Source organism: Providencia sp. PROV109 (assembly GCF_033681625.1).
Taxonomy (GTDB): Bacteria; Pseudomonadota; Gammaproteobacteria; order Enterobacterales; family Enterobacteriaceae; genus Providencia; species Providencia hangzhouensis.
Genome location: NZ_CP096320.1, coordinates 291,440 through 315,140 on the forward strand (window position 1 = coordinate 291,440; position 23,701 = coordinate 315,140).

The window sequence follows — 23,701 nt, forward strand, 5'->3', positions numbered from 1 at the left end:
GAGTTTTTTGATGAGTGTACTAACAGCGGTTGAGGTGGCTCCTTGCCACCGCCAGTTACATAAGTTTGGGGGCAGTAGTTTAGCCGATGCGAAGTGCTATCAACGCGTTGCAACAATTATGGCCAACTATAGTCAACCCGGTGATTTAATGGTGGTTTCTGCCGCGGGTAGTACAACTAATCAGTTGATCAATTGGTTAAAATTAAGCCAAAGTGATCGTATTTCGGCTCATCAAGCTCAACAGTCGTTACGCCGCTATCAACTTGATTTAATTGAATCTCTTTTACCGGAACAAAAAGCCGTAGAATTAAGCCAGTTATTTATTCACGATTTAGAGCGTTTAAGTGCATTGTTGGATCAACCCATAAATGATGCGATTTATGCAGAAGTGGTCGGGCACGGTGAAATTTGGTCAGCTCGCTTGATGGCAGAAGTGCTTGCCCAAGCCGATATGGCAAGTGCATGGCTCGATGCACGTTTATTTCTACGTGCGGAACGTGCGGCACAGCCACAAGTTGATGAAATACAGTCACGGTATTTGTTACAGCAACAGCTAACGCAATTACCTAACCGTCGTATTGTGGTAACAGGGTTTATTTCACGGAATCAGCAAGGTGAAACCGTATTACTCGGGCGCAATGGCAGTGATTATTCTGCAACACAAGTTGGTGCGTTGGCGGATGCTGCTAAAGTGACGATTTGGAGTGATGTTGCTGGGGTATATAGTGCGGATCCTCGTAAAGTGAAAGATGCGTGTTTACTGCCTTTGTTACGTCTTGATGAAGCGAGTGAATTAGCGCGTTTAGCGGCTCCCGTTTTACATACACGGACTTTACAGCCTGTTTCTGTGAGCAACATTGATTTGCAATTAAGGTGTAGCTATCAACCTGAACAGGGTTCAACAAAAATTGAACGGGTGCTTGCATCAGGGGCTGGTGCGAAAATCGTGACTAGTCATGATGATGTGTGTCTGATTGAATTGCGTATCGCCGCGGGGCGTGATTTTAAACAAATCTGCAAAGATGTGGATTTATTACTTAAACGTGCTCAATTGCGCCCTTTGGCTCGCGGTATTCATCATGACCGTTCTTTACTGCAATTGTGCTATACCTCCGAGATTGTCGAAAGTGCCTTAAATACCCTTGAAGAAGCCGGTTTACCGGGGTCATTATCATTACGTGAAGGTTTTTCTCTGGTGGCATTAGTCGGTGCGGGGGTGTGTAAAAAACCGTTACATAGCCACCGCTTTTATGAGGAATTAAAAGGGCAACCTGTTGAATTTATTTGGCATTCAGAGGACGATATCAGTTTAGTTGCTGTTTTGCGTTCTAACCAAACGGAACATCTAATTAAAGGGATGCACCAAAGCTTATTCCGCGCAGAAAAACGCATCGGTTTAGTGTTATTTGGTAAAGGGAATATTGGCGCGCGTTGGTTAGAACTTTTTGCCGCGGAGCAACACAAAATTTCTGCACGTAGTGACTTTGATTTCGTCCTAGCTGGCGTAGTAGACAGCCGCCGTAGCTTACTGAATTACCAAGGGATTGACCCAAGTCGTGCACTCGCTTTCTTTGATGATGAAGCCGTAGAGCATGAGGACGATAACCTATTTTTATGGATGCGCTCCCACCCTTATGATGATTTAGTGGTATTAGACGTCACAGCCAGTGAAACGTTGGCAGATGACTATGTAGATTTTGCCAGTTATGGTTTTCATGTGATTAGTGCAAATAAAATTGCGGGGGCGGCGCAAACGGCGCAATATCGTCAAATTCGCGATGCGTTCGCAAAAACAGGTCGTCACTGGTTATATAACGCGACGGTAGGGGCAGGGTTACCGATTAACTATACAGTACGTGATTTAAAAGAAAGCGGTGACTCTATTCTGACTATCAGTGGTATTTTTTCTGGAACGCTATCATGGCTATTTTTACAGTTTGACGGTTCTATCCCATTTAGCGAGCTAGTAGAGCAAGCTTGGCAGCAAGGGTTAACTGAACCAGATCCACGCATTGATTTATCAGGGCAAGATGTCATGCGAAAATTAATTATTTTAGCCCGTGAAGCGGGTTATGACATCGAGCCGGATGATGTGAGAGTTGAGTCTTTAGTGCCAAAACAAGCACAGGCAGGTTCTTTGGACGCGTTTTTTGAAAACAGTGCGGTTATTAACGAGCAAATGCAGCAGCGCTTAGAAGCGGCGCAAGAACTTGGGTTAGTGCTACGTTATGTCGCACGGTTTGATGCGGTAAAAGGCAAAGCAAAAGTGGGGGTGGAAGCGGTGAAGCCGGAACATCCACTGGCCTCATTATTACCGGGTGACAATGTGTTTGCTATTGAAAGCCGTTGGTATCGAGACAACCCATTAGTGATCCGTGGGCCCGGAGCGGGGCGCGATGTGACTGCGGGTGCTATTCAATCGGATCTGAACCGACTCTCTCAACTTTTATAATCATTTATTCAGTGCATTGGTGTTCTCTTCGGTATTGAGGGCACCAATGCATCATGAAGATTTTTAATTTATCCCTTCATTTTCTGTTTTTTATTCTGATGATTTAATTCTTAAACATTATTCATGTCTTAAAAGTGCTGAATCGACGATATATTGCGCTGAAACAATACTTAAATAAGAAAAATTAATAAAAATAAGGCTGTAATTAAATTTCAGAAAAATCCCCCAAAGTCATTTTTTTCTGATATGAATATACACTGAAGGGTAAATTTAGCGGCCTGCATCACAAAACGACAACTCTAACGCAGCCGACTGAAATTTTGTTACAGGAAACAGGTAGCAGTCTGTTAACCGTGAACCGTGCGGGAATGCATTCTGCCAGAAGCACAAGGTCAGGAGTCTCATGAATCAGCAATATTCCGCAATGCGCAGTAATGTCAGTATGCTGGGTAAGCTACTCGGCGATACCATCAAGGAAGCCTTAGGTGAGGACATACTCGACAAAGTTGAGTCCATTCGTAAGCTTTCCAAATCTTCTCGTGCAGGTAATGAAGTTCAGCGCCAAAAACTGCTGATGACATTACAAAATCTTTCTAATGATGAATTGCTACCCGTTGCAAGGGCATTTAACCAATTCTTAAACCTGACAAATGTCGCTGAGCAATACCACAGTATTTCGCCTCACGGCGAAGCGGCAAGTAACCCAGTAGCATTGAAAAATCTGTTTAGCCGATTAAAAGGCAAAAACTTCACTGATGGTGATATCCAAAAAGCAGTTGAACAGCTTTCAATTGAGCTGGTTTTAACGGCTCACCCAACGGAAATTGCTCGCCGTACGTTGATCCATAAATTAGTTGAGGTAAATAACTGTTTGTCACAACTCGACCATGATGACATTGCGGATTATGAACGCAATAATATCATGCGCCGCTTGCGTCAATTGGTGGCTCAATCATGGCATACCGATGAAATTCGTAAAATTCGCCCAACACCCATTGATGAAGCTAAATGGGGTTTTGCTGTTGTGGAAAATTCATTGTGGGAAGGGGTTCCTGCTTTCTTACGTGAATTTAACGAACAACTTGAGGACTCTATTGGGGCAGTATTACCGGTTGAAGCCAATCCTATTCGTTTTACCTCATGGATGGGTGGAGACCGTGATGGTAACCCGAACGTAACTGCGGATGTGACTCGCCAAGTTTTATTGCTGAGTCGCTGGAAAGCGGCAGACTTATTCCTCAAAGATATTCAAGTATTGGTTTCAGAGCTTTCGATGACGGAAGCGACCTCAGAGCTGCGTGCGTTAGCTGGGGGGGATGACGTTGATGAGCCTTATCGCCAAATCGCGAAAAATTTACGTAGCCAACTATTTTCGACGCTAGAGTACTTAGAGCGCCGTGTAAAAGGCGAGCAAGTTTTACCACCAGCAGACCTATTGGTGGATAATGCTCAATTATGGGACCCGCTATACGCGTGCTACCAATCATTAATTGCCTGCAATATGAAAATTATTGCTAATGGTCAGTTGTTGGATACTCTGCGCCGTATTCGTAGCTTTGGTTTGCAACTGGTACGTATTGATGTGCGCCAAGAAAGTACTCGTCACACTGAAGCCATTGCAGAGCTGACTCAGTATTTAGGGTTGGGTGATTACTCGCAGTGGTCAGAAGAGGAAAAACAACAGTTTTTGTTGGCAGAGCTACAATCTTTACGCCCACTTATCCCGCAAGATTGGCAGCCGAGTGCAGAAACACAGGAAGTGTTTGAAACTTGTCGAGTGATTGCGAAAGCCAAAAATGATTCTGTTGCGGCTTATGTTATTTCAATGGCGAAAGTCCCATCAGATGTGCTGGCGGTTAAATTACTGCTAAAAGAGAATGGGGCGTCGGTTCGCTTACCAGTCGCGCCGCTATTCGAAACACTGGAAGATTTAAATAACGCAGAAAGTGTGATGACCAAGCTGTTAAGCATTGAGTGGTATCGCAACCTTATCGATGATCGCCAAATGGTGATGATTGGTTACTCGGATTCTGCTAAAGATGCAGGGGTAATGGCAGCTTCATGGGCGCAGTATCGCGCGCAAGATGCACTGATTAAATTGTGTGAGAAAGAAGGTGTCACACTGACATTATTCCATGGGCGTGGCGGTACAATTGGCCGCGGTGGTGCGCCTGCACATTCTGCATTACTTTCTCAACCGCCGGGTAGTTTAAAAGGTGGGTTGCGGGTAACCGAGCAAGGCGAGATGATCCGTTTTAAATTCGGTTTGCCGCAAGTTACCATTAGCAGCCTTGCGTTATACGCCAGTGCTATATTAGAAGCGAACCTTTTACCGCCACCAGAGCCAAAAGATGAGTGGAAGTCCGTGATGGATTCGCTATCTGATGTGTCTTGTGCGATGTACCGTGATTATGTACGTGAACAACCGGATTTTGTGCCTTATTTCCGTGCCGCAACACCGGAGCTAGAGCTAGGTAAATTACCGCTTGGGTCGCGTCCTGCAAAACGCCGCCCAACTGGTGGTGTGGAAACTTTGCGTGCGATCCCATGGATTTTTGCATGGACGCAAAACCGCTTAATGTTACCCGCATGGTTAGGGGCAGGAGCGGCGCTAAAACATGTCATTGAGAAAGAAGGCAAACAAGCCATTCTTGATGAAATGTGGCAGCAGTGGCCATTCTTTAATACGCGCATTGCGATGTTAGAAATGGTTTATGCAAAAGCAGATTTATGGCTGGCGGAATATTACGACCACCGCTTGGTGGAAGAGCGCTTATGGCCATTAGGGCAAAAACTGCGTGACCAGTTATCTGAAGATATTAAAAGCGTGTTGGCGGTTTCAAAAGATGAAGCGCTAATGGCGGATTTACCTTGGATAGCGGAATCCATCGCGTTACGTAATGTTTATACTGACCCATTAAATGTCTTACAAGCAGAGCTTTTACACCGTTCCCGTCAACAAGAGCAGCCAGACCCACGTGTCGAGCAAGCTTTGATGGTGACCATTGCAGGTGTTGCGGCGGGAATGCGTAATACCGGCTAGTAATTGATTACGCTATTTATAAATTAGTGATAAGTAAAAGGCTGCCAATTGGCAGCCTTTTCGTTTATTGTCGAACGTTATTTTTTGTTCTGATCATTATGGATCAGATGATAAGGCGAACGCGCCCGAGGATGGATAAAGAAATGGTTCGTTGGAGCATTGTGAGTTTTGATATGCACCATGGAGACGTTGGTGGATTTTCCGGCTTTATTGTGGAATGCATAAATCACAAAAGGCAGCAGGAAGATAATCACAAAACTGACCGCGAGCAGCGTCACGTAAGTCGTATCATCTGCCCCGCCCGGCAATGAACTTGGCGGGAAGAATGACACCACAAATGCCAGAATTGAGATCACTAACCCAACAAACGCGATTAACAATTTAAAGCTTTTACCACCCGGAACGTTGAATGCCCGTTTTTTATCAGATTGTTTGCAGACTAAATGCATATAACCGAGGAACAGCATAAAGTAGCTACACAGATAAATAACAACGGTTAATGCCAGGGCTATCAGGAAGGACATATTCCCGCCACCACCCGTGTTAGTGAGGACAATAATCGCCACCGTGGTGATCAGTAATTGGGAAATCACTAGCGTGACTGGCACGCCATTTTTATTCACTTTGGCAAAGCTTTTCGGCAGAATTCCTTTTTGTGCAGCGACATACATCCCACGGGAAGGTCCCACAATCCAAGAGGCAATTTCCGCTAATACGCCGAGTAATAGCAACGCGGCAATAATCCGTACTGCCCACTCTAAAGTGGAATTAAAGTGGGTAACGAGAACCTCAAAGGTTTGTACCACACCAGCAGATAAATTAATTTCACTGTTTGGGATCACCGCTGCTACCGATAACCCACCAATTGAGCTTAAACAAATTGCCGCTATCATGAGTAAAAACATCGCTGCGGGGTAATCTCGACCGGGGTTTTTCATTTCATTAACGTGAGTTGCTGAAGCTTCAACACCCATATAGCTCAAAATAAAGGCGACAAATACCACGAGTGTGCCAATTTTGGTGAAATCAGGAATAAAGGTTTCAGTACTAATTTCAATGGCCAATGGAGAGCCGCTGGCTAAATAGCTGATCGCTAGAAAGACCAAAATTAGCGCTGGAAGCAAGATGCCTGCGAAAAAACCGACTTTCGCAATCGTGGCAGTATATTTAGTTCCGCCAAATTGGGTGAAAGCCAATACCCAGAGAATAACAAGTGCCCCTATCGTTTTAGTGATTGGGTCTGTATTCAGTTCTGGCCAATTCAAAATATAAGACAGTGCCCCTAATACGAAATACAGCATAGGAATAAAGCCAATCGCAATTTGTAAATAACCAAATGAAATAGCGGCAAATCCCCAACGTTCGCCTAATGTATTAGAAACCCATGCAAATACACCACCTTCCTCCCAACCTTCTACGGTTGCCATTTCTGCGGCACACAATGCGACAGGAATAAACCACAATAATCCTCCTAATAGCAGGAAAAATACGAGGCTAAAGCCAGATGTTGCAAATGTTGGATATTCATAAACGGCCATCACCATTGATGCAGTGATGGCAAAAAAGCCAAGTAGTGTCAGTTGCTTTGCGGCTGGAGCTGTCGTTGTTGCCATACGAGTTCTCCTCAAATCGATAAACAATCTGCCTTTTCAGGGCGGATCTCAGTAGGAGCCAAAGAACCTAAGGCTCTTTGGCTCGTTAACAACACAATCATGAATAAAAGAATTAACTGTGATTAAAGCCGCCGCCTTCTTCTTCTGTTAGCGGTTTATTGACGGGGTGCTTATCGAAATACTCTAAGGTGCGTTTGAAGTCATCAATGAGTAATGCGGCTAAATCTAGACTAACCCCATGACGCACTAGAATACGTTGAATAACAAGGTCTTCACGGTTTGCTGGCATGGAGTAAGCAGGAACTTGCCAGCCACGGCTACGCAGTTTGTCTGCGATGTCATAGAGGGAATATTTGCTGGTGGCGGTGCCTTCTTTCAGTTTCCATGCTAATGCAGGGATACCAGTTTGGCTATCACCATCAAAAATCATTTCAAATGGCCCTAATTTTTCAATTTCACGGCTGAGGTATTGTGCAGTTGCATAGCAAGCGTTGTGGATTTTTGCATAGCCTTCGCGACCCAGTCTCAAGAAATTATAATATTGAGCAATGATTTGACCGCCAGGGCGAGAGAAATTCAGTGCGAATGTTGGCATATTACCGCCTAAATAATTCACATTAAAAATCAATTCTTCTGGAAGGTCTTTGGCTTCACGCCAAATAACCCAGCCAGCGCCTAATGGCGCCAAACCAAATTTATGGCCTGATGCATTAATGGATTTTACACGTGGTAAGCGGAAATCCCATTCTAAATCTGGTGCACAAAATGGAGCTAAGAAGCCGCCACTAGCACCATCCACATGGATAGGAATATCCAGTCCAGTTTCTTTTTGCAGTTTATCGAGCGCATCGTGTACAGCTTTTACGGGCTCATATTGGCAGGTAAATGTCACCCCAAGGGTCGGTACGACACCAATAGTATTTTCATCGACACGTTTGAGCACCTCTTCCGGTGTCATGATGAGGCGGTCACCTTCAAGAGGGATCTCTCGGAGTTCAACATCGAAATAACGAGCAAATTTGTGCCAACAGATTTGAACTGGGCCACAAATTAAATTAGGTTTATCGGTCGGTTTTCCTTTAGCGGCTTGTTTTTTGCGCCATTGCCATTTTAGCGCTAGCCCACCAAGCATTGCAGCCTCTGAGGACCCGATGGTTGAGCAACCAAGGGTATTTTCTGCATCCGGTGAATTCCATAAGTCCGCTAACATATGTACGCAGCGGTTTTCAATTTCTGCTGTTTGTGGATATTCGTCTTTATCTATCATGTTTTTGTCGATAGACAAATCCATCAAATCACGAATTTCATCATCCACCCATGTCTGGCAAAATGTTGCTAAGTTTTGGCGTGAATTCCCATCTAGCATTAATTCATCGCGTACTGCACTAAATACATTACGTGGTGCTTGTTCTTTCAATGGAAACTTGGTTTTTGGTAATGATTTGGATAATTCTAATGATGCGTAGACATCATCCATTCCACTGTGTTTTGAATTTAATGCATTATTACTCATGTTTTAATTCCTCAATGACCATGTGGTAATTAAATACTATTAATCTTGAGCTCAATATTAAATATACGCCGTCTTTTTAAAAATTCAAAAGTGTTCAAATAAAAAAGATAATTTAATGAAAACCGTCATAATTAGAAAGTAACAGTAGAGTGAATGATGGTTTATGGTTATTTTGGTTATAGATAATTTTTCTCAATAGCTGATTATGTTCATAAAGTGATGCTAAAAATCACTCAATTTAACTAAATTATTACATTTTTATGGTTTTTATTTCTATGTATTTAGCTTTTTAGTTATTTTTATTTGATTTTATATGGGCGAAAAATGTAGTGGAAATAAATAAATGTTCATAAAAAACTAATATTTCAATAATGTTAAGTTATGTAACTTTTATTTAAACCCTGATTTTCATAATGTTTAAAGTTAATTTATACCGTTAACCGTTAAATATAATTATTGTGGCAAAATGAATTTGAATATAAAGAAAATAATAGCATGAGTTATATTGTGGAAAAGTAGTTCGCAAATCTAATCAGTTTAGATATCACGTTAATATATTTACCTTAAAAACACTGGTTCTTTTTTAAACAAGAAATAACTAGTTCTAGCTATTTGATATTTTTTTCTGGGAAAATAGAAGATATTTATAAGAATAGAAGAAAATAGCAAAGGGATGAGGCAAAATATTCGCCTCATCCGACTAAATTAAGGCCTAACTCCCAAAGTATGGCAGATAGCATAGGTGAGCTCAGAGCGGTTCAGCGTGTAAAAATGAAAATCTTTCACGCCTTCACGGCTAAGAATTTTGACCATATCCATGGCGATTGATGCGCCGACAAGGTTACGGCTCTCAGGGTCGTCATCTAACCCTTCGTACATTTTACTCATCCATGCAGGAATGCGTACGTTAGTCAGTTTGGCAAAGCGCTCGAGTTGACGAAAGTTAGAGACGGGTAAAATCCCCGGCACGATTTCCACATCAATACCTGTCGCGACGCAGCGGTCACGAAAACGTAAATAGCTCTCAACATCAAAGAAAAACTGAGTGATTGCACGGTTAGCTCCCGCATCAATCTTCTTTTTTAAACTAATTAAATCGGCTTGAGCGCTTTTGGCTTCAGGGTGAACTTCAGGGTAGGCCGCAACAGAAATATCAAAATCCGCTTCACTTTTTAACAGCTCGACTAGATCAACAGCATACATATCTGGTTTACGGCTGTTGTCAGGTAAATCACCACGCAATGCAACAATATGACGAATACCATTATTCCAATAGTCACGAGCAATGGCTTTCAATTCTTCAGGGCTTGCATCAATACATGTTAGGTGAGGGGCTGCAATTAAACCGGTTTTATCCTTAATATCTTTGATGATACTGTGCGTTCTGTCGCGTTCGCCGGAATTCGCACCATAAGTCACGGAGACAAATTGAGGTTTCAGGTTTTTGAGCCTATCAATAGATTTCCATAGTGTCTGCTCCATCTCTTCACTGCGAGGTGGGAAAAACTCAAATGAAACATTAATTTGGCCATCTAACTCAGCTAAGTTTTGATTTAGCGCTTCGCGCTGATTTGCGTGAAAAAAACTCATACCCTGTAACCTCGCAATTTGCAAACTAACTATTTTTTGTACGTTATTATATCCATTTGTGCGTCTATACGTTTAGACGTCCAAATAGAAATTACCAGATCGGTACCAATAGTCAATACTTAAATTAAATTATGACGCTGAGGTTTTTTCAAAGGCAACAGGAAAATAATTCATGATAAAAAACGCGACCCTGTTCAGTGTCGCGCTTAAATCGATGGCTAGTCAGATTTACTCAGTGAAACAGAAGTGCTCAACCATTTGGCTAATTAATTGGCGAGTAGGTTCAATAAAGCGCATATCGATAAATTCATCAGGCTGATGTGCTTGCTCAATAGAACCAGGGCCAAGAACCAACGTCGGGCAGAGCTCTTGGATAAACGGCGCTTCAGTACAGTAATTCACGGTATCCGCTTTTTGCCCCAACAACTGTTCAATTACTGCCACCATCTTGTGGTCCGTTGGGCATTCATAGCCAGGGATCGGCGGATGCATGGGCTCGATCGCCAAGCGACCTGGCCAACGGGCACTAACAGGCTCAAGAGCTTCATTGAGTAGTTCATCTAAGTCCTGCAAAGTCAGGCCGGGGAGTGGGCGAATGTCCATGTGTAATTCACAACAACCACAAATTCGGTTGGCTGCATCACCGCCATGAATATGACCAAAGTTCATCGTCGGGTAGGGAATGACAAATGCAGGGTTGTTAAATCGTTCTTTTAACGTATTTCGTAAGTCCATCAAATGGGAAATAGACTCATGCATTAATTCAATGGCATTGACCCCACGTTCTGGGTCACTAGAATGCCCCGATTGTCCAGTAATGCGGATAGCATTTGATAAATGTCCTTTGTGCGCACGAATCGGTTGTAACGAAGTTGGTTCTCCAATAATCGCAAAATCCGGTCTTAGCGCTGTACTGGCTGCAAAATAACGTGCGCCAGCCATCGATGTTTCTTCATCCGCAGTGGCCAATATATGCAGTGGGCGTTTGAGCTGAGTTAAATCCATATCGCGTAACGCATCAACAATGAAAGCAAAAAAGCCTTTCATATCTGCGGTTCCGAGCCCATATAACTTGCCGTCATGCTCTGTTAGCTCAAACGGGTTTTTACTCCAACGTCCATCATCAAAGGGCACGGTATCGGTATGGCCGCATAGCATCAGCCCACCATTTCCTTCACCAATAGATGCAAGCAAATTATATTTATCTCGCGTTTCCGGCACAGGTTGAATGTTGACCGAAAAACCTAACGTCTCCAGCCACCCACCGAGAAGTTCCACCAGGGCTTTATTGCTCTGGTCCAAATGAGAATCAGTCGCACTAATCGACGGAGTCGCAATTAATTGACGATAAATCTCAATAAATGCAGGTAATTTAATATTCACTGTTGACAGCCTTTATCCATAATAGTATCAATATTCATGCACTTTATTTGAATAAAAATACACATTAAACTGTTTGGGTCACGAGTACAAGGTAGAAAGCATATGTTGAACACACTCATTATCGGGGCCAGTGGCTATACTGGAGCAGAATTAGCCGGTTATTTGCAACGCCATCCTGAAGTTAATCTTCAAGGATTGATGGTATCGAAGCAAAGTGCGGATGCAAATAAACGTTTTTCTGATTTACATCCTCAGTATAAAGGCATCATAGACCTTCCCGTTCTGCCATTAACCGATGTCGCAGAAGCAGCGGAAGGTATTGATGTTGTTTTTCTTGCCACTGCACATGAAGTAAGCCACGACATAGCCCCTCAGTTTCTTGAAGCGGGCTGCGTTGTGTTCGACTTATCGGGTGCTTATCGTGTTCAAGATCCTGCGTTCTATACGCAATACTATGGCTTTGAACATACAAATACTGAATGGCTAATGCAAGCAGTTTACGGTTTAGCAGAATGGCAGGCCGATAAAATTCGTCAAGCGCAACTGATCGCAGTACCAGGGTGTTACCCAACGGTTTCCCAATTAGCACTTAAACCATTGATTGAAGGCAATTTGCTAGATGAAGCTATGTGGCCAGTGATTAATGCCACCAGCGGAGTCTCTGGAGCAGGCCGTAAAGCCTCGATGACCAACAGCTTTTGTGAAGTGAGTTTGCAACCTTATGGCATCTTTACTCATCGCCATCAGCCAGAAATTGCGACCCACTTGGGAAGAGAGGTTATTTTTACACCACATTTAGGCAATTTCTCTCGAGGCATCCTTGCAACGATTACGTGCAAAGTAAAAGCGGGTGTTTCGGCAGAAAAAATCACACAAACGTTTAAAGATGCTTATCAAAATAAACCGTTAGTGCGGCTATATGAAAAAGGCGTTCCTGCATTGAAATCGGTAGTTGGTACGCCGTTTTGTGATATTGGCTATGTATTGAAAGGTGAACACCTGATTTTAGTGGGTACAGAAGATAACCTACTTAAAGGTGCGGCAGCACAAGCCGTTCAGTGCATGAATATTCGTTTTGGTTTTGCTGAAACTCAGTCTTTATTTTAAGAAGGATTAACCCCATGCAACCCTTAGTGATTAAATTGGGCGGAGTGTTACTTGATAGCGTCGAGGCACTTGAAAAATTATTTACAGCGATTCAAACCTATCGGCAAGCACATCAACGTGAGTTGGTGATTGTACATGGCGGTGGCTGTTTAGTTGATGAATTGATGCAAAAACTGCAATTACCTGTCGTTAAAAAGCAAGGGTTACGAGTCACGCCAGCAGACCAAATCGATATCATTACAGGGGCATTAGCAGGTACGGCGAATAAAACATTACTGGCATGGGCAACGAAGTATCAACTTCCAGCCGTAGGGCTTTCTCTCGGTGATGGGCAAAGTGCCACAGTGACTCAATTAAACGAAGAATTAGGTCATGTCGGTGATGCCAAACCTGGCGATGCGAAATTATTGAAATTATTGTTGGGTGCAGGCTATTTACCCATTATCAGCTCTATAGGTATCACACCCGAAGGTGAGTTGATGAATGTAAATGCGGACCAAGCTGCAACCGCTATCGCCCAAGCCTTAAACGCAGATTTGGTTTTACTGTCTGATGTGAGCGGTATTTTGGATGGTAAAGGCCAAAAAATTGACGAAATGACGACGCAAAAAGCGCAAAAGCTCATTGAGCAGGGAATTATTACCGATGGAATGATTGTGAAGGTCAATGCGGCGTTAGACGCTGCGGCAGCCTTACAACGCTCTGTTGATATCGCAAGTTGGCGTCATGCAGAACAACTTCCCGAGCTGTTTAATGGAACAGCAATCGGAACACGGATCTTGGCATCATAAATGAGCCATGGAATAACTATATTAATTGAGCGGATAGGTACGTTATGAAAAAGGGCATTAAAAAGATTGTATTAGCATATTCAGGTGGCCTGGATACATCAGCAATTATTCCATGGCTAAAAGAAAACTATGACGATTGCGAAGTCGTGGCCTTCGTTGCGGATGTGGGGCAAGACCGTGAAGATTTAGTAGGCGTAGAGAAAAAAGCTCTACAATCAGGTGCATCCGAGTGCTATGTCGTCGATTTACGTGAAGAGTTCATCAAAGAATATATTTACCCTGTATTGAAAACGGGGGCGCTATATGAAGGTAGCTATTTATTAGGTACGTCAATGGCTCGTCCAATCATTGCTAAAGCGCAAGTTGAAATTGCCTTAAAAGTGGGTGCAGATGCTGTTGCCCATGGCGCAACAGGTAAAGGTAATGACCAAGTGCGTTTCGAAAGCACCTATACGGCATTAGCACCACAGTTACAAGTGGTTGCACCATGGCGTGAGTGGGACTTACGTTCCCGTGAAGCGCTGCTCGATTATCTGAAAGAGCGTAATATTCCAACAACAGCTAGCCTTGAAAAAATCTACAGCCGTGATGAAAACGCATGGCACATTTCTACGGAAGGTGGTGTTTTAGAAAGCACATGGAATGCTGCAAACCAAGATTGTTGGGTATGGACTGTCGATCCGCAAGATGCACCAGATGAAGCTGAATTAGTTACCGTTGGTGTCAAACACGGTGAAGTCGTTTCGGTAAATGGTCAAGCATTGTCTCCACTTGGCTGTTTAGAAGCATTAAATACTTTAGGTGCAAAACATGGAGTGGGCCGTATTGATATCGTTGAAAACCGTTTAGTGGGTATGAAATCTCGTGGTTGCTATGAAACCCCGGGAGGCACCATTATGATGGCGGCATTACGTGGTATTGAACAACTGGTTCTTGACCGTGACAGCTACAAATGGCGTGAGCAACTCGGCTTAGAAATGTCATATGTAGTTTATGATGGCCGTTGGTTCGCACCACTACGTCACTCGCTGCAAGCGGCTGCTGAATCATTAGCACAAGATGTGACAGGGGAAGTTGTTCTGAAATTATATAAAGGGCAAGTGACTGCGATTCAGAAAAAAGCGGATAAGAGCTTGTATTCTGAGGAATTTGCCACATTTGGTGAAGATGAAGTTTATGACCACAGTCATGCAGGTGGGTTTATTCGTCTTTACTCGCTGTCTTCACGTATCCGTGCGCTGAAAGAACAAAACAAAGCGAAGTAAATCAAATAGTAGTCCCCCGACAGCCAAGACTGCTGTTGGGGTTAAAAACTTATTTTATCAATCAGGTAGGGATTAGTTATGGCACTTTGGGGTGGACGTTTTAGTCAGCAAGCGGATCAACGGTTCAAACAGTTTAATGATTCATTGCGTTTCGATTATCGCCTGGCGCAACAAGATATTATCGGCTCAGTCGCATGGTCAAAATCACTAGTAACAGTTGGTGTATTGTCTGATAGCGAACAACAAACTTTAGAACAAGCGCTAAACTCCTTACTGAAAGAAGTGCAAGATAACCCTGAAATTATCCTGCAAAGTGACGCAGAAGATATTCATAGCTGGGTTGAAGGTAAGCTGATTGATAAAGTTGGTGATTTAGGTAAAAAATTACATACCGGTCGTAGCCGTAATGACCAAGTGGCAACAGATTTAAAACTGTGGTGTAAAGACCAAGTCGCATTGTTGCTTGAAGCGGTAACCGAATTACAAAAAGCGTTGGTCATCACCGCAGAAAATAACCAAGATGCAGTAATGCCAGGTTATACCCATTTACAACGTGCCCAACCGGTGACATTTGCCCACTGGTGTTTAGCCTATAGCGAAATGCTAGCGCGCGACGAAAGCCGTTTAAAAGATACCTTAAAACGTTTAGATGTCAGCCCATTAGGGTGTGGGGCATTAGCAGGAACGGCTTATGATATCGACCGTGAGCAGCTTGCCTCTTGGTTAGGTTTTTCTTCTGCAACGCGTAATAGCTTGGATACGGTATCAGACAGAGATCACGTTCTTGAATTATTATCGAACGCAAGTATCGGTATGGTTCATTTATCCCGCTTTGCTGAAGATTTAATTTTCTTTAATAGTGGAGAAGCTGGCTTTGTTGAGCTATCAGACAAAGTGACATCGGGTTCATCACTTATGCCGCAAAAGAAAAACCCTGATGCATTGGAATTGATCCGTGGAAAATGTGGGCGTGTCCAAGGTGCATTGACAGGTATGATGATGACCCTAAAAGGGCTCCCTCTTGCTTACAACAAAGATATGCAAGAAGACAAAGAAGGGCTATTTGATGCATTAGATACTTGGTTAGATTGCATGCACATGGCTGCGTTGGTTCTTGATGGTATTCAAATTCGTCGCGGTCGTTGTGAAGATGCCGCAAAGCAAGGTTATGCGAATGCAACCGAACTCGCTGATTATCTGGTTGCTAAAGGTGTTCCATTCCGTGAAGCGCATCATATTGTGGGTGAGGCCGTTGTTGCCGCAATTGGGCAAGGTAAAGCTTTAGAGGAAATGGCTTTAAGTGATTTGCAAAAATTCAGTAGCACTATTCAGTTGGATGTCTATGAAGTTTTATCACTACAATCTTGTTTAGATAAGCGGTTAGCAAAAGGCGGGGTATCTCAGAAACAAGTGGCAAATGCTATTGTAGAAGCAAAAAAACGATTAGAGCTGTGATCGGTTATAGAAGATAAAAATGGGGGGTAGCATGACTACCCCAATTCCCATAACGCGTTTGTTTTTAAATATATTTAATGGTTAACATTCTTAATTGCTTCTCCTCATTGATCCAATTGTATGAGTATTCATTTCGACCATCATTAATAACGTTCCAATCTTTTTCTTGAGTAATATTATTTAGCCCAATATTTGTCATTGTAGACTCAGTATTATTCAAGCAACTCAATTTAATATGTGTATCAGAGACAGCATTCGTACAAGTTGGGTGAACCACTGCGCCATTGAAGCTAATAGTGCCTGATTCTGGGCTTTGGTTCGCATAGGTATTGAATGTACTGAATGCTAAAACTAATATTAAAGCTGTTAATGAACGATTAAATACTCTTTCTGTTATTGATTTTTGCATAATAGAGCCCTACAACTTAATTCGTTTTAAATCAGTTGTTTATGTAATGTGTTTTTAAAATCGGGTTATTTTCTAATTAAGCGTGTTGCACGGATAATAATGCATATCCTTTTTCTTTATTAGTCCAATTGAATTGGTAAATACTCGTGCTTCCATTTAATTTTTTCCATTCTGGGGATTTTTTCTCTTTGGAAAAGTTAATTGGGCTAGATTCCATTTTGTTTTTTTCATTATTAAAACAATTCAAAGTTGTGTTGTTTTGATTAATGTCATAGGTACATGGTGGAGAGACAATCATGGCTTTAAAAGTAATGGTTGTTTGATTTCCTTCAGCTTGTACATTCGTAGTAAAGAATGATGTTGCAGCTAAAGCGAAAGTTAAAGTTAATACTGAAGTGATTTTTTTAACCGTCATAATGTTTGCTCCTAATTTCAAATTTCTGTAATTCGGTTTGTTTAAGTTTTCATATATCTTGCTATGGGAAGAATTATAAAATGAAAAACTCTAAAAAGGTGTAAATCTAAAAGCTAAAAATGTATTAAAATATAATTCTAAATGACCTGCTTTAATATATCTCTAGGGTCATTTTTTAATGATTTATATTTACAATATTCCGTTAAATTTGGTTTGTTAGTGTTTAATGTTCTGTGTTTGCATCAAAACCCCCCTTTTGGGTGGTTTAATCTATTGTGGCGTTTTTTAAAACCGCCTTGAATATATTCATTTTTAGATATAAAAAATGGCTGTTATATTGAGATTTTTAATTTGTTTTTAAATACAAATTTACAAAGTTTAATTGAAAGTGAAAATGAATATGACAAAATGTTTCAGAAATAAGGCATTGTGATTTCTTTTTTAAACCTTTGGAGAGTGATGTTCTTTGTTTCCAAAATAATATTGGTTAATACCACCTTATTATTAATGAAAACGTTTCAGTATTGCTCTAAATTATGTTTTCGATACTTGAATTTGTATTTGATGCTTTTACTCTTCATTTTTATTACCTCATTCATATTGGTATTCATCAGTATTTTGAATTACCTATTTATGTTGTTATACCCCCTAGAGGATTTTTATTGGTATGTGCAGTTTTCAAACTTATGCTTGTATCACTGCTCATCATATACATGCATATCTTATATCGGCATGCTTGTGGTTTTCTGTAATAACTTTGTTTGCTATTTAGATCATTTATGGGGAAGGTAAAGCTGATAATAGTGTTCATAGTATTTAGCCCTCCGTATTATCATCATTGATGAGGATATTGCAGAAGTTAGGTGACTATATAAAACTATTAATTTGAATTGATGCTGTTCTATGCTTTTTTTCTTATAATAAATATAGGGTGTTATTTTGAGTTTATCCACAATAAAAGTGTGTGTAATTATGTGTAAGATTTTAAAGGACTTTATACATGACGTTATTTTCACTCATGAAATTATAAAACTAAAATAATAAATTAATGCAAATTTAAAAAAAATTACTTCTTCTTTTTTTTAAGATCGTACCCATGTACTAGCTTGAAATGTTTTTGAGGTTGGTCAATTGGATTTTTACTTTAATATCGATCTTAAGTAGAGTTTAAACTTATATTTAATACTGTTTTAAGTATGATAAGTAAAACTTAATGTTTTTCTGGTGTTGTGCTTTCTTTGTAAATAACAGGAGGGTAAATAATGACACATTTTGTTTCTAAATATTACATTTTATTTCATTTTATTGCGGGTTTTGTACAGAAAATGAGGTTTTCTCCCTATTTTTCAATTTATCAATAGATAAAACAAAACAATATCGATATAGTGATTGGTATTATCTATCTTTGGTTTGACAGAGAATTCACGAAAGGAAAAGAAATATGAATATTCGAGATTTAGAGTACCTTGTCGCACTCGCCGAACATAAACATTTTAGACGTGCCGCGGATTCTTGTCATGTTAGCCAACCTACTCTTAGTGGCCAAATTCGTAAATTAGAAGAAGAACTTGGCGTTATGTTGTTAGAAAGAACCAGCCGCAAAGTTCTTTTCACTCAACAAGGTTTATTATTGGTTGAACAAGCCCGTACTATTTTGCGTGAAATTAAAGTATTACAAGAAATGGCCGCCCTCCAAGGGGAAAGCATGTCGGGCCCATTACATATTGGTTTAATCCCAACGGTTGCGCCATATCTATTACCTCATATTATTCCGCAATTGCACCAAGCTCATCCGAAATTAGAAATCTATTTGCATGAAGCGCAAACTCAGCAATTATTAGCTCAGTTAGACAGCGGTAAATTAGATTGCGCTATTTTAGCGGAAGTTAAAGAAACGGAACCTTTTATTGTTGTTCCGTTATTCGAAGAACCGATGAAACTGGCTATTTATGAGAGTCACCCATGGCATGATCGTGATACGATTGAAATGAGTGAGTTGTCAGGTGAAAAGCTATTAATGTTAGAAGATGGCCACTGTTTACGTGACCAAGCGATGGGCTTCTGCTTCCAAGCGGGCGCGAAGGAAGACACACACTTCAGGGCAACGAGCTTAGAAACGTTAAGAAATATGGTGGCCGCAGGGAGTGGAATTACACTTTTACCTGATTTATCGGTACCAAATGAAGTTTGTCGTGATGGGGTATGTTATTTAAATTGTATTGAGCCTGAGCCGAAACGTACAATTGTATTAGTTTATCGCCCGGGTTCACCGTTACGTGGGCGCTATGAACAATTAGCTGAGACCATCTATAACTCAATGGATAACTATTATAAAAATAGAGTTTAAGGTTAAGCCGCCAATATTATTTTTTAGTTGATGATGGTTGCCAGGTTATTGGCAACCATAAATCACAAAATAATTAAAATAGTCGATTTAAACCATTTAAAGCCGCAACACGGAAAGCTTCCGCCATTGTTGGGTAATTGAAGGTTGTATTCACGAAATATTCTATAGTATTACCTTCACCTTTTTGTTCCATGATAGCTTGGCCGATATGGATAATTTCAGCCGCTCTTTCACCAAAACAGTGAATGCCTAGTATCTGTAATGTTTCTCTATGGAATAATATTTTCAAACTACCGACATTCATACCTGCGATTTGTGCACGTGCTAAATGTTTAAATTGTGCCCGACCGACTTCATAAGGCACTTTCATTGCGGTCAATTCTTGCTCTGTTTTACCAACTGAACTAATTTCAGGAATAGTATAAATCCCTGTTGGAATATCTTCTACTAAATGAGCATCACCTAAACTACCACCAATGGCTCGGGCCGCAATTCGTCCTTGGTCGTAGGCCGCAGAGGCTAAGCTTGGGTAGCCGATGACATCACCAACAGCATAGATATGTTCATTAGTGGTGCGATATGCTTTATTGACTTTAACTAAACCGCGGCCATCAGCCTCAATCCCGACATTAGCGAGACCTAAGCTATCTGTGTTACCCGTTCTTCCGTTCGCATACAGTAAGCAGTCTGCTTTGACTTTTTTACCCGACTTCAGGTGAACAATAACACCGTCTTCGACCCCTTCGATTTTTTCATATTCTTCATTATGGCGAATAACAACGCCACTATTCCAAAAATGATACGACAAGGCATCTGATATTTCTTGGTCAAGAAAGGCCAATAGATGATCGCGGGTATTGATTAAATCAACTTTAACCCCTAATCCACGAAATATAGAGGCGTATTCACAGCCTATCACTCCGGCACCATAAATAATGACATGGCGAGGTTCGTGAGTTAGGTTGAGGATCGTATCACTGTTATAAATTCGAGAATGATTGAAATCAACATCGGACGGACAGTATGGACGAGAACCTGTGGCAATCACGATTTTATCCGCACTTAAAACGTCACAACTGCCATCTGCGTAACGGACACTGATATGTTGCTCATCGATAAAGGTGGCTTCACCCGAAAACATTTGGCAACCATTACGCTCATAAAAACCTTGGCGCATGCGTGTTTGTTGGCTAATTACCGTTTCAGCATGACGAAGAATTTCAGAGAAAGAGGAGCTTAAGCTACGGGAGTTATCACTATAAAGAGGGTTTTGGTTGAATTCGATAATACGGCTAACAGCATGACGGAGGGCTTTTGAGGGAATGGTTCCCCAGTGGGTACAGCCTCCGCCGACATTATTATAACGTTCTATAACAGCAACGTTTTTTCCTTGTTTCACTAGCCCCATGGCGGCGCCTTCACCACCAGGACCGGAACCAATGACTATTGCATCAAAATGGGTAAGTTGCATGAGGTAAGACCTGCTCTAAAACAAAATGACAACAAGATGTTATCATTAGTTGGTTATTTCACCTAATTTCCTCGTCGTTTTTCAAATTGATACAGCGTTGGCTACACTCGCTTACCCTAGTCACATATTTATGCATGCTCCCAAGGATTTGCTGACGTATTGTTTAATAAAAGGTTGGTAGTATATCAGTGTTAAAAAACTAATTGAAAAAGGCTAAGTTAAATTCTGAAAATGAGTAAATTGTAGTGATAGTCGCTTTTTCTCCAAAACAGTTTAACTATTTTCAGGTATGCTAGGCGAAGAGTAAGGCTTATTACATTTACCTTTCATGATAAGAAACTAGGATCACCGTGAGTAACACAATTGGCGTTAGAGCAAAACAAAAAGAAAAAACTCGGCGTTCACTCGTCGAAGCCGCATTTAGCCAATTAAGCGCTGAACGGAGTTTTACTAGCCTTAGTTTGCGAGAAGTTGCGCGTGAAGCTGGGATTGCACCGACTTCATTTTACCGTCATTTCAAGGATGTTGATGAACTCGGGCTGACGATGGTCGACGAAAGCGGCTTGATGTTACGCCAGCTAATGCGCCAAGCAAGGCAGCGTATTGCAAAAGGCGGGAGTGTGATCCGTACATCAGTCTCAACTTTTATGGAGTTTATTGGTAATAACCCTAACGCCTTTAGGTTATTATTGCGGGAGCGTTCAGGAACATCTGCTGAGTTTCGTGCGGCAGTCGCTCGGGAAATTCAGCATTTTATTGCGGAATTGGCTGATTATCTTGAACTTGAAAGCCGTATGCCTCGCCATTTTACTGAAATGCAAGCAGAGGCCATGGTAACGATTGTCTTTAGCGCAGGTGCAGAGGCGCTAGATATTGATGAAGAAAAACGCAGAAATCTCGAAGAACGGCTGGTATTACAGTTAAGAATGATAGCGAAAGGCGCCTATTACTGGTACCGCCGGGAACAGGAAAAACAAAATCAAACTGACCCAGACCTGACTAAATAATAAGGAGAATCAATGACGGATCAAAAAAGTTATGAAAGAAGCACATTATTGCTAGCCTTTGTGATTGGCCTTGCAACCCATGGAACCTTTTCAACGCTGTTTAACTCGCTGGTCGATTTTTCATTTTTCCCAATTTTAACCCTGATATTGGCAGTGTATTGTTTACATCAGCGCTATTTGCATCAAGCGATGCCTATGGGGCTGCCAAAATTTGTTGCCGGTAGTTTTTTTATTGGGCTTTTTGGCTATGCCGCGATTTTACGTGTGCAAAACCCTGAAATAGGCTCTAATTTTATTCCCGCAACCTTTATTGTCATTATCGCATTGTGGATGTACTCAAGCTGGAAAGCACGTAAGAAAGAAAAAGCGGAGCTAGCACTTGAACAAGAAGTTGAAAATTAAGTTTATACGACTTTTCTAATAGTAAGGCGCCGCAGTTCACATCACTGCGGCGTTTTTGTTTTTTAGTAAATTAATAGCGGCTCAGTAATACCCCACTTTCCATATGGTGGGTATAAGGGAACTGGTCGAATAAGGCTAATTTCTCTATTTTATGGGTTTTAGTCAGCTCAGCTAAGTTATCGCATAGCGTTTCTGGGTTACATGAAATATATAGGATATGCTCATAACCCTGAACTAGTTTCACTGTTTCTGCATCTAAACCACTGCGAGGCGGGTCAACGAATATAGTATTGCATTGGTAATCGGCTAAAGAAATACCTTCCAAGCGCCTAAATTCACGGGCACCTTGCATGGCTTGGGTAAAATCCTCTGCGGACATACGAATAATTTGTACATTTTCAATATTATTGGCTTCGATATTATATTGAGCAGCGGCCACTGAGGGCTTTGCAATTTCAGTCGCTAATACGCGTTCGAAGTTTTGCGCTAATGCTAAAGAGAAATTTCCATTTCCGCAGTACAGTTCCAATAAATCACCCGTCGAATTCTGCGTTGACTCAATTGCCCACTCCAACATTTTGATATTGACCTGTGCATTAGGTTGCGTGAAGCTATTTTCAACTTGGCGATAAACCATATTTTTACCCATAACAGGTAAGACTTCATCGACATAATCATTATCTAACATGATTTTTGTTTTTGACGCTCGGCCAATCAATTGCACATCAAAGCCTTGTTCAACTAAAGCGGCTTTTAACGCTTTTGCTTCTGCCATCCATTCTTCACCTAATTTTTTATGGTAAAGCAGCGAAACAATCAGCTTATTACTTAGTGTTGATAAATAGTCAATTTGAAATAATTTATGGCGTAGTAATTCATTTTGCTTAATTAACGGCAATAACGCCGCCATCATGTCATTGATCAATTGGCTGGCAACAGGAAACTGGTCAATACGAATACGCTCTTTCGTTTCTTTATTGAACATAATATGAAACAGGTCATCACCTTCATGCCAAATACGAAATTCAGCACGCATCCGGTAATGCGACTTTGGTGATGAAAAAATTTCAGGTTCAGGTGCGTTAAAAGGAGCCATCATCGCCTTTAAGCGATCCGTTTTTTCTACGAGCTGTTGTTCGTAGTCTTCAGTGTGCAAGGTGTTTGGCATGTTTGGCTCCATAAAGCAGTAATAAATTCGTATCAGGAGCGAAATTGTAGGGAATGCGGCGAAGATGTCCAGTTTTCATTATCCATCCGTAGACACTCACTACTATTCAACTTACGATAATAGGCTGTGGTTTAGGGAATTTGGTGTGAATCCAAGACTGACGCGCAACGGTAAAAGTCCGATACCTGCCACGCATCCAATCGCTTCGTTGAATATTCGCGCGGATCTTATATTCAACCTCGCGGAATGTTAATTAAATTGATTTTCCGA

General features: G+C 41.4%; 17 protein-coding genes and 1 riboswitch. Of the genes, 9 read left to right on the plus strand and 8 right to left on the minus strand.

Features of this window, described 5'->3' with window-relative positions:
- Positions 1-10 precede the first annotated feature (10 nt).
- Both M1F25_RS01375 and ppc read left to right on the plus strand, forming a co-directional pair.
- Positions 11-2,452, plus strand: a complete 2,442-nt coding sequence (locus M1F25_RS01375; RefSeq protein WP_140172848.1) for a bifunctional aspartate kinase/homoserine dehydrogenase II — start codon at positions 11-13, stop codon at positions 2,450-2,452.
- Positions 2,453-2,855: 403 nt separating this feature from the next.
- Positions 2,856-5,495, plus strand: a complete 2,640-nt coding sequence (ppc, locus tag M1F25_RS01380; protein ID WP_140172847.1) for a phosphoenolpyruvate carboxylase — start codon at positions 2,856-2,858, stop codon at positions 5,493-5,495.
- 77 nt (positions 5,496-5,572) lie between these two features.
- Here ppc and gadC read toward each other — a convergent pair whose 3' ends face one another.
- From gadC to argE, 4 genes are all read right to left on the minus strand, one after another.
- Entirely contained in the window at positions 5,573-7,108 is a 1,536-nt protein-coding gene (gene gadC, locus M1F25_RS01385; RefSeq protein WP_164456194.1) for a glutamate:gamma-aminobutyrate antiporter, read from the minus strand.
- Between the two features lie 112 nt (positions 7,109-7,220).
- The gene (locus M1F25_RS01390) at positions 7,221-8,621 is read right to left on the minus strand and encodes a glutamate decarboxylase (protein WP_004265325.1); all 1,401 of its coding nucleotides are present in this window, start codon (positions 8,619-8,621) and stop codon (positions 7,221-7,223) included.
- Between the two features lie 705 nt (positions 8,622-9,326).
- Positions 9,327-10,211, minus strand: coding sequence for a methylenetetrahydrofolate reductase (metF, locus tag M1F25_RS01395; RefSeq protein ID WP_004265327.1), 885 nt, complete (start codon positions 10,209-10,211; stop codon positions 9,327-9,329).
- Positions 10,212-10,439: 228 nt separating this feature from the next.
- Positions 10,440-11,594 (minus strand): acetylornithine deacetylase, encoded by a 1,155-nt coding sequence (gene argE, locus M1F25_RS01400; RefSeq protein WP_112308370.1) that lies wholly within the window; start codon positions 11,592-11,594, stop codon positions 10,440-10,442.
- Between the two features lie 102 nt (positions 11,595-11,696).
- On the opposite strand from argE, the gene argC reads away from it, so the two are divergent.
- The 4 genes from argC to argH all read left to right on the plus strand — a co-directional run bounded on the left by argC (position 11,697) and on the right by argH (position 16,212).
- On the plus strand, positions 11,697-12,701 hold the full coding sequence (gene argC / locus M1F25_RS01405) for an N-acetyl-gamma-glutamyl-phosphate reductase (protein ID WP_112308369.1): 1,005 nt from the start codon (positions 11,697-11,699) through the stop codon (positions 12,699-12,701).
- A gap of 14 nt (positions 12,702-12,715) precedes the next feature.
- A complete protein-coding gene (argB, locus tag M1F25_RS01410) occupies positions 12,716-13,492 on the plus strand; it encodes an acetylglutamate kinase (protein ID WP_004265333.1) in 777 nt (258 codons plus the stop codon).
- Positions 13,493-13,536: 44 nt separating this feature from the next.
- Positions 13,537-14,757 carry an argininosuccinate synthase gene (locus tag M1F25_RS01415; RefSeq protein ID WP_004265334.1) on the plus strand — a complete coding sequence of 407 codons (1,221 nt, stop codon included), beginning with the start codon at positions 13,537-13,539 and terminating at the stop codon, positions 14,755-14,757.
- A gap of 78 nt (positions 14,758-14,835) precedes the next feature.
- On the plus strand, positions 14,836-16,212 hold the full coding sequence (gene argH, locus M1F25_RS01420; protein ID WP_112308368.1) for an argininosuccinate lyase: 1,377 nt from the start codon (positions 14,836-14,838) through the stop codon (positions 16,210-16,212).
- Between the two features lie 64 nt (positions 16,213-16,276).
- On the opposite strand, the gene M1F25_RS01425 is transcribed toward argH, so the two are convergent.
- The gene (locus M1F25_RS01425) at positions 16,277-16,621 is read right to left on the minus strand and encodes a hypothetical protein (protein WP_181489105.1); all 345 of its coding nucleotides are present in this window, start codon (positions 16,619-16,621) and stop codon (positions 16,277-16,279) included.
- A 76-nt stretch (positions 16,622-16,697) separates the two neighbouring features.
- Complete coding sequence (locus M1F25_RS01430; RefSeq protein ID WP_181489107.1) at positions 16,698-17,036, minus strand: pilus assembly protein; 339 nt, start codon at positions 17,034-17,036, stop codon at positions 16,698-16,700.
- Between the two features lie 1,441 nt (positions 17,037-18,477).
- Here M1F25_RS01430 and oxyR point away from each other — a divergent pair.
- The gene (oxyR, locus tag M1F25_RS01435) at positions 18,478-19,383 is read left to right on the plus strand and encodes a DNA-binding transcriptional regulator OxyR (RefSeq protein ID WP_004265340.1); all 906 of its coding nucleotides are present in this window, start codon (positions 18,478-18,480) and stop codon (positions 19,381-19,383) included.
- A 73-nt stretch (positions 19,384-19,456) separates the two neighbouring features.
- On the opposite strand, the gene sthA is transcribed toward oxyR, so the two are convergent.
- The gene (sthA, locus tag M1F25_RS01440; protein WP_181489109.1) at positions 19,457-20,854 is read right to left on the minus strand and encodes a Si-specific NAD(P)(+) transhydrogenase; all 1,398 of its coding nucleotides are present in this window, start codon (positions 20,852-20,854) and stop codon (positions 19,457-19,459) included.
- A 350-nt stretch (positions 20,855-21,204) separates the two neighbouring features.
- Between sthA and fabR the strand changes: the two genes are divergently transcribed.
- Together fabR and M1F25_RS01450 are read left to right on the plus strand one after the other, a co-directional pair.
- Complete coding sequence (gene fabR / locus M1F25_RS01445) at positions 21,205-21,861, plus strand: HTH-type transcriptional repressor FabR (RefSeq protein WP_004265350.1); 657 nt, start codon at positions 21,205-21,207, stop codon at positions 21,859-21,861.
- A gap of 12 nt (positions 21,862-21,873) precedes the next feature.
- The gene (locus M1F25_RS01450) at positions 21,874-22,263 is read left to right on the plus strand and encodes a YijD family membrane protein (protein ID WP_004265352.1); all 390 of its coding nucleotides are present in this window, start codon (positions 21,874-21,876) and stop codon (positions 22,261-22,263) included.
- Between the two features lie 70 nt (positions 22,264-22,333).
- Here M1F25_RS01450 and trmA read toward each other — a convergent pair whose 3' ends face one another.
- On the minus strand, positions 22,334-23,431 hold the full coding sequence (trmA, locus tag M1F25_RS01455; protein WP_181489111.1) for a tRNA (uridine(54)-C5)-methyltransferase TrmA: 1,098 nt from the start codon (positions 23,429-23,431) through the stop codon (positions 22,334-22,336).
- A gap of 110 nt (positions 23,432-23,541) precedes the next feature.
- Positions 23,542-23,639, plus strand: a riboswitch (cobalamin riboswitch).
- Positions 23,640-23,701: the final 62 nt, after the last annotated feature.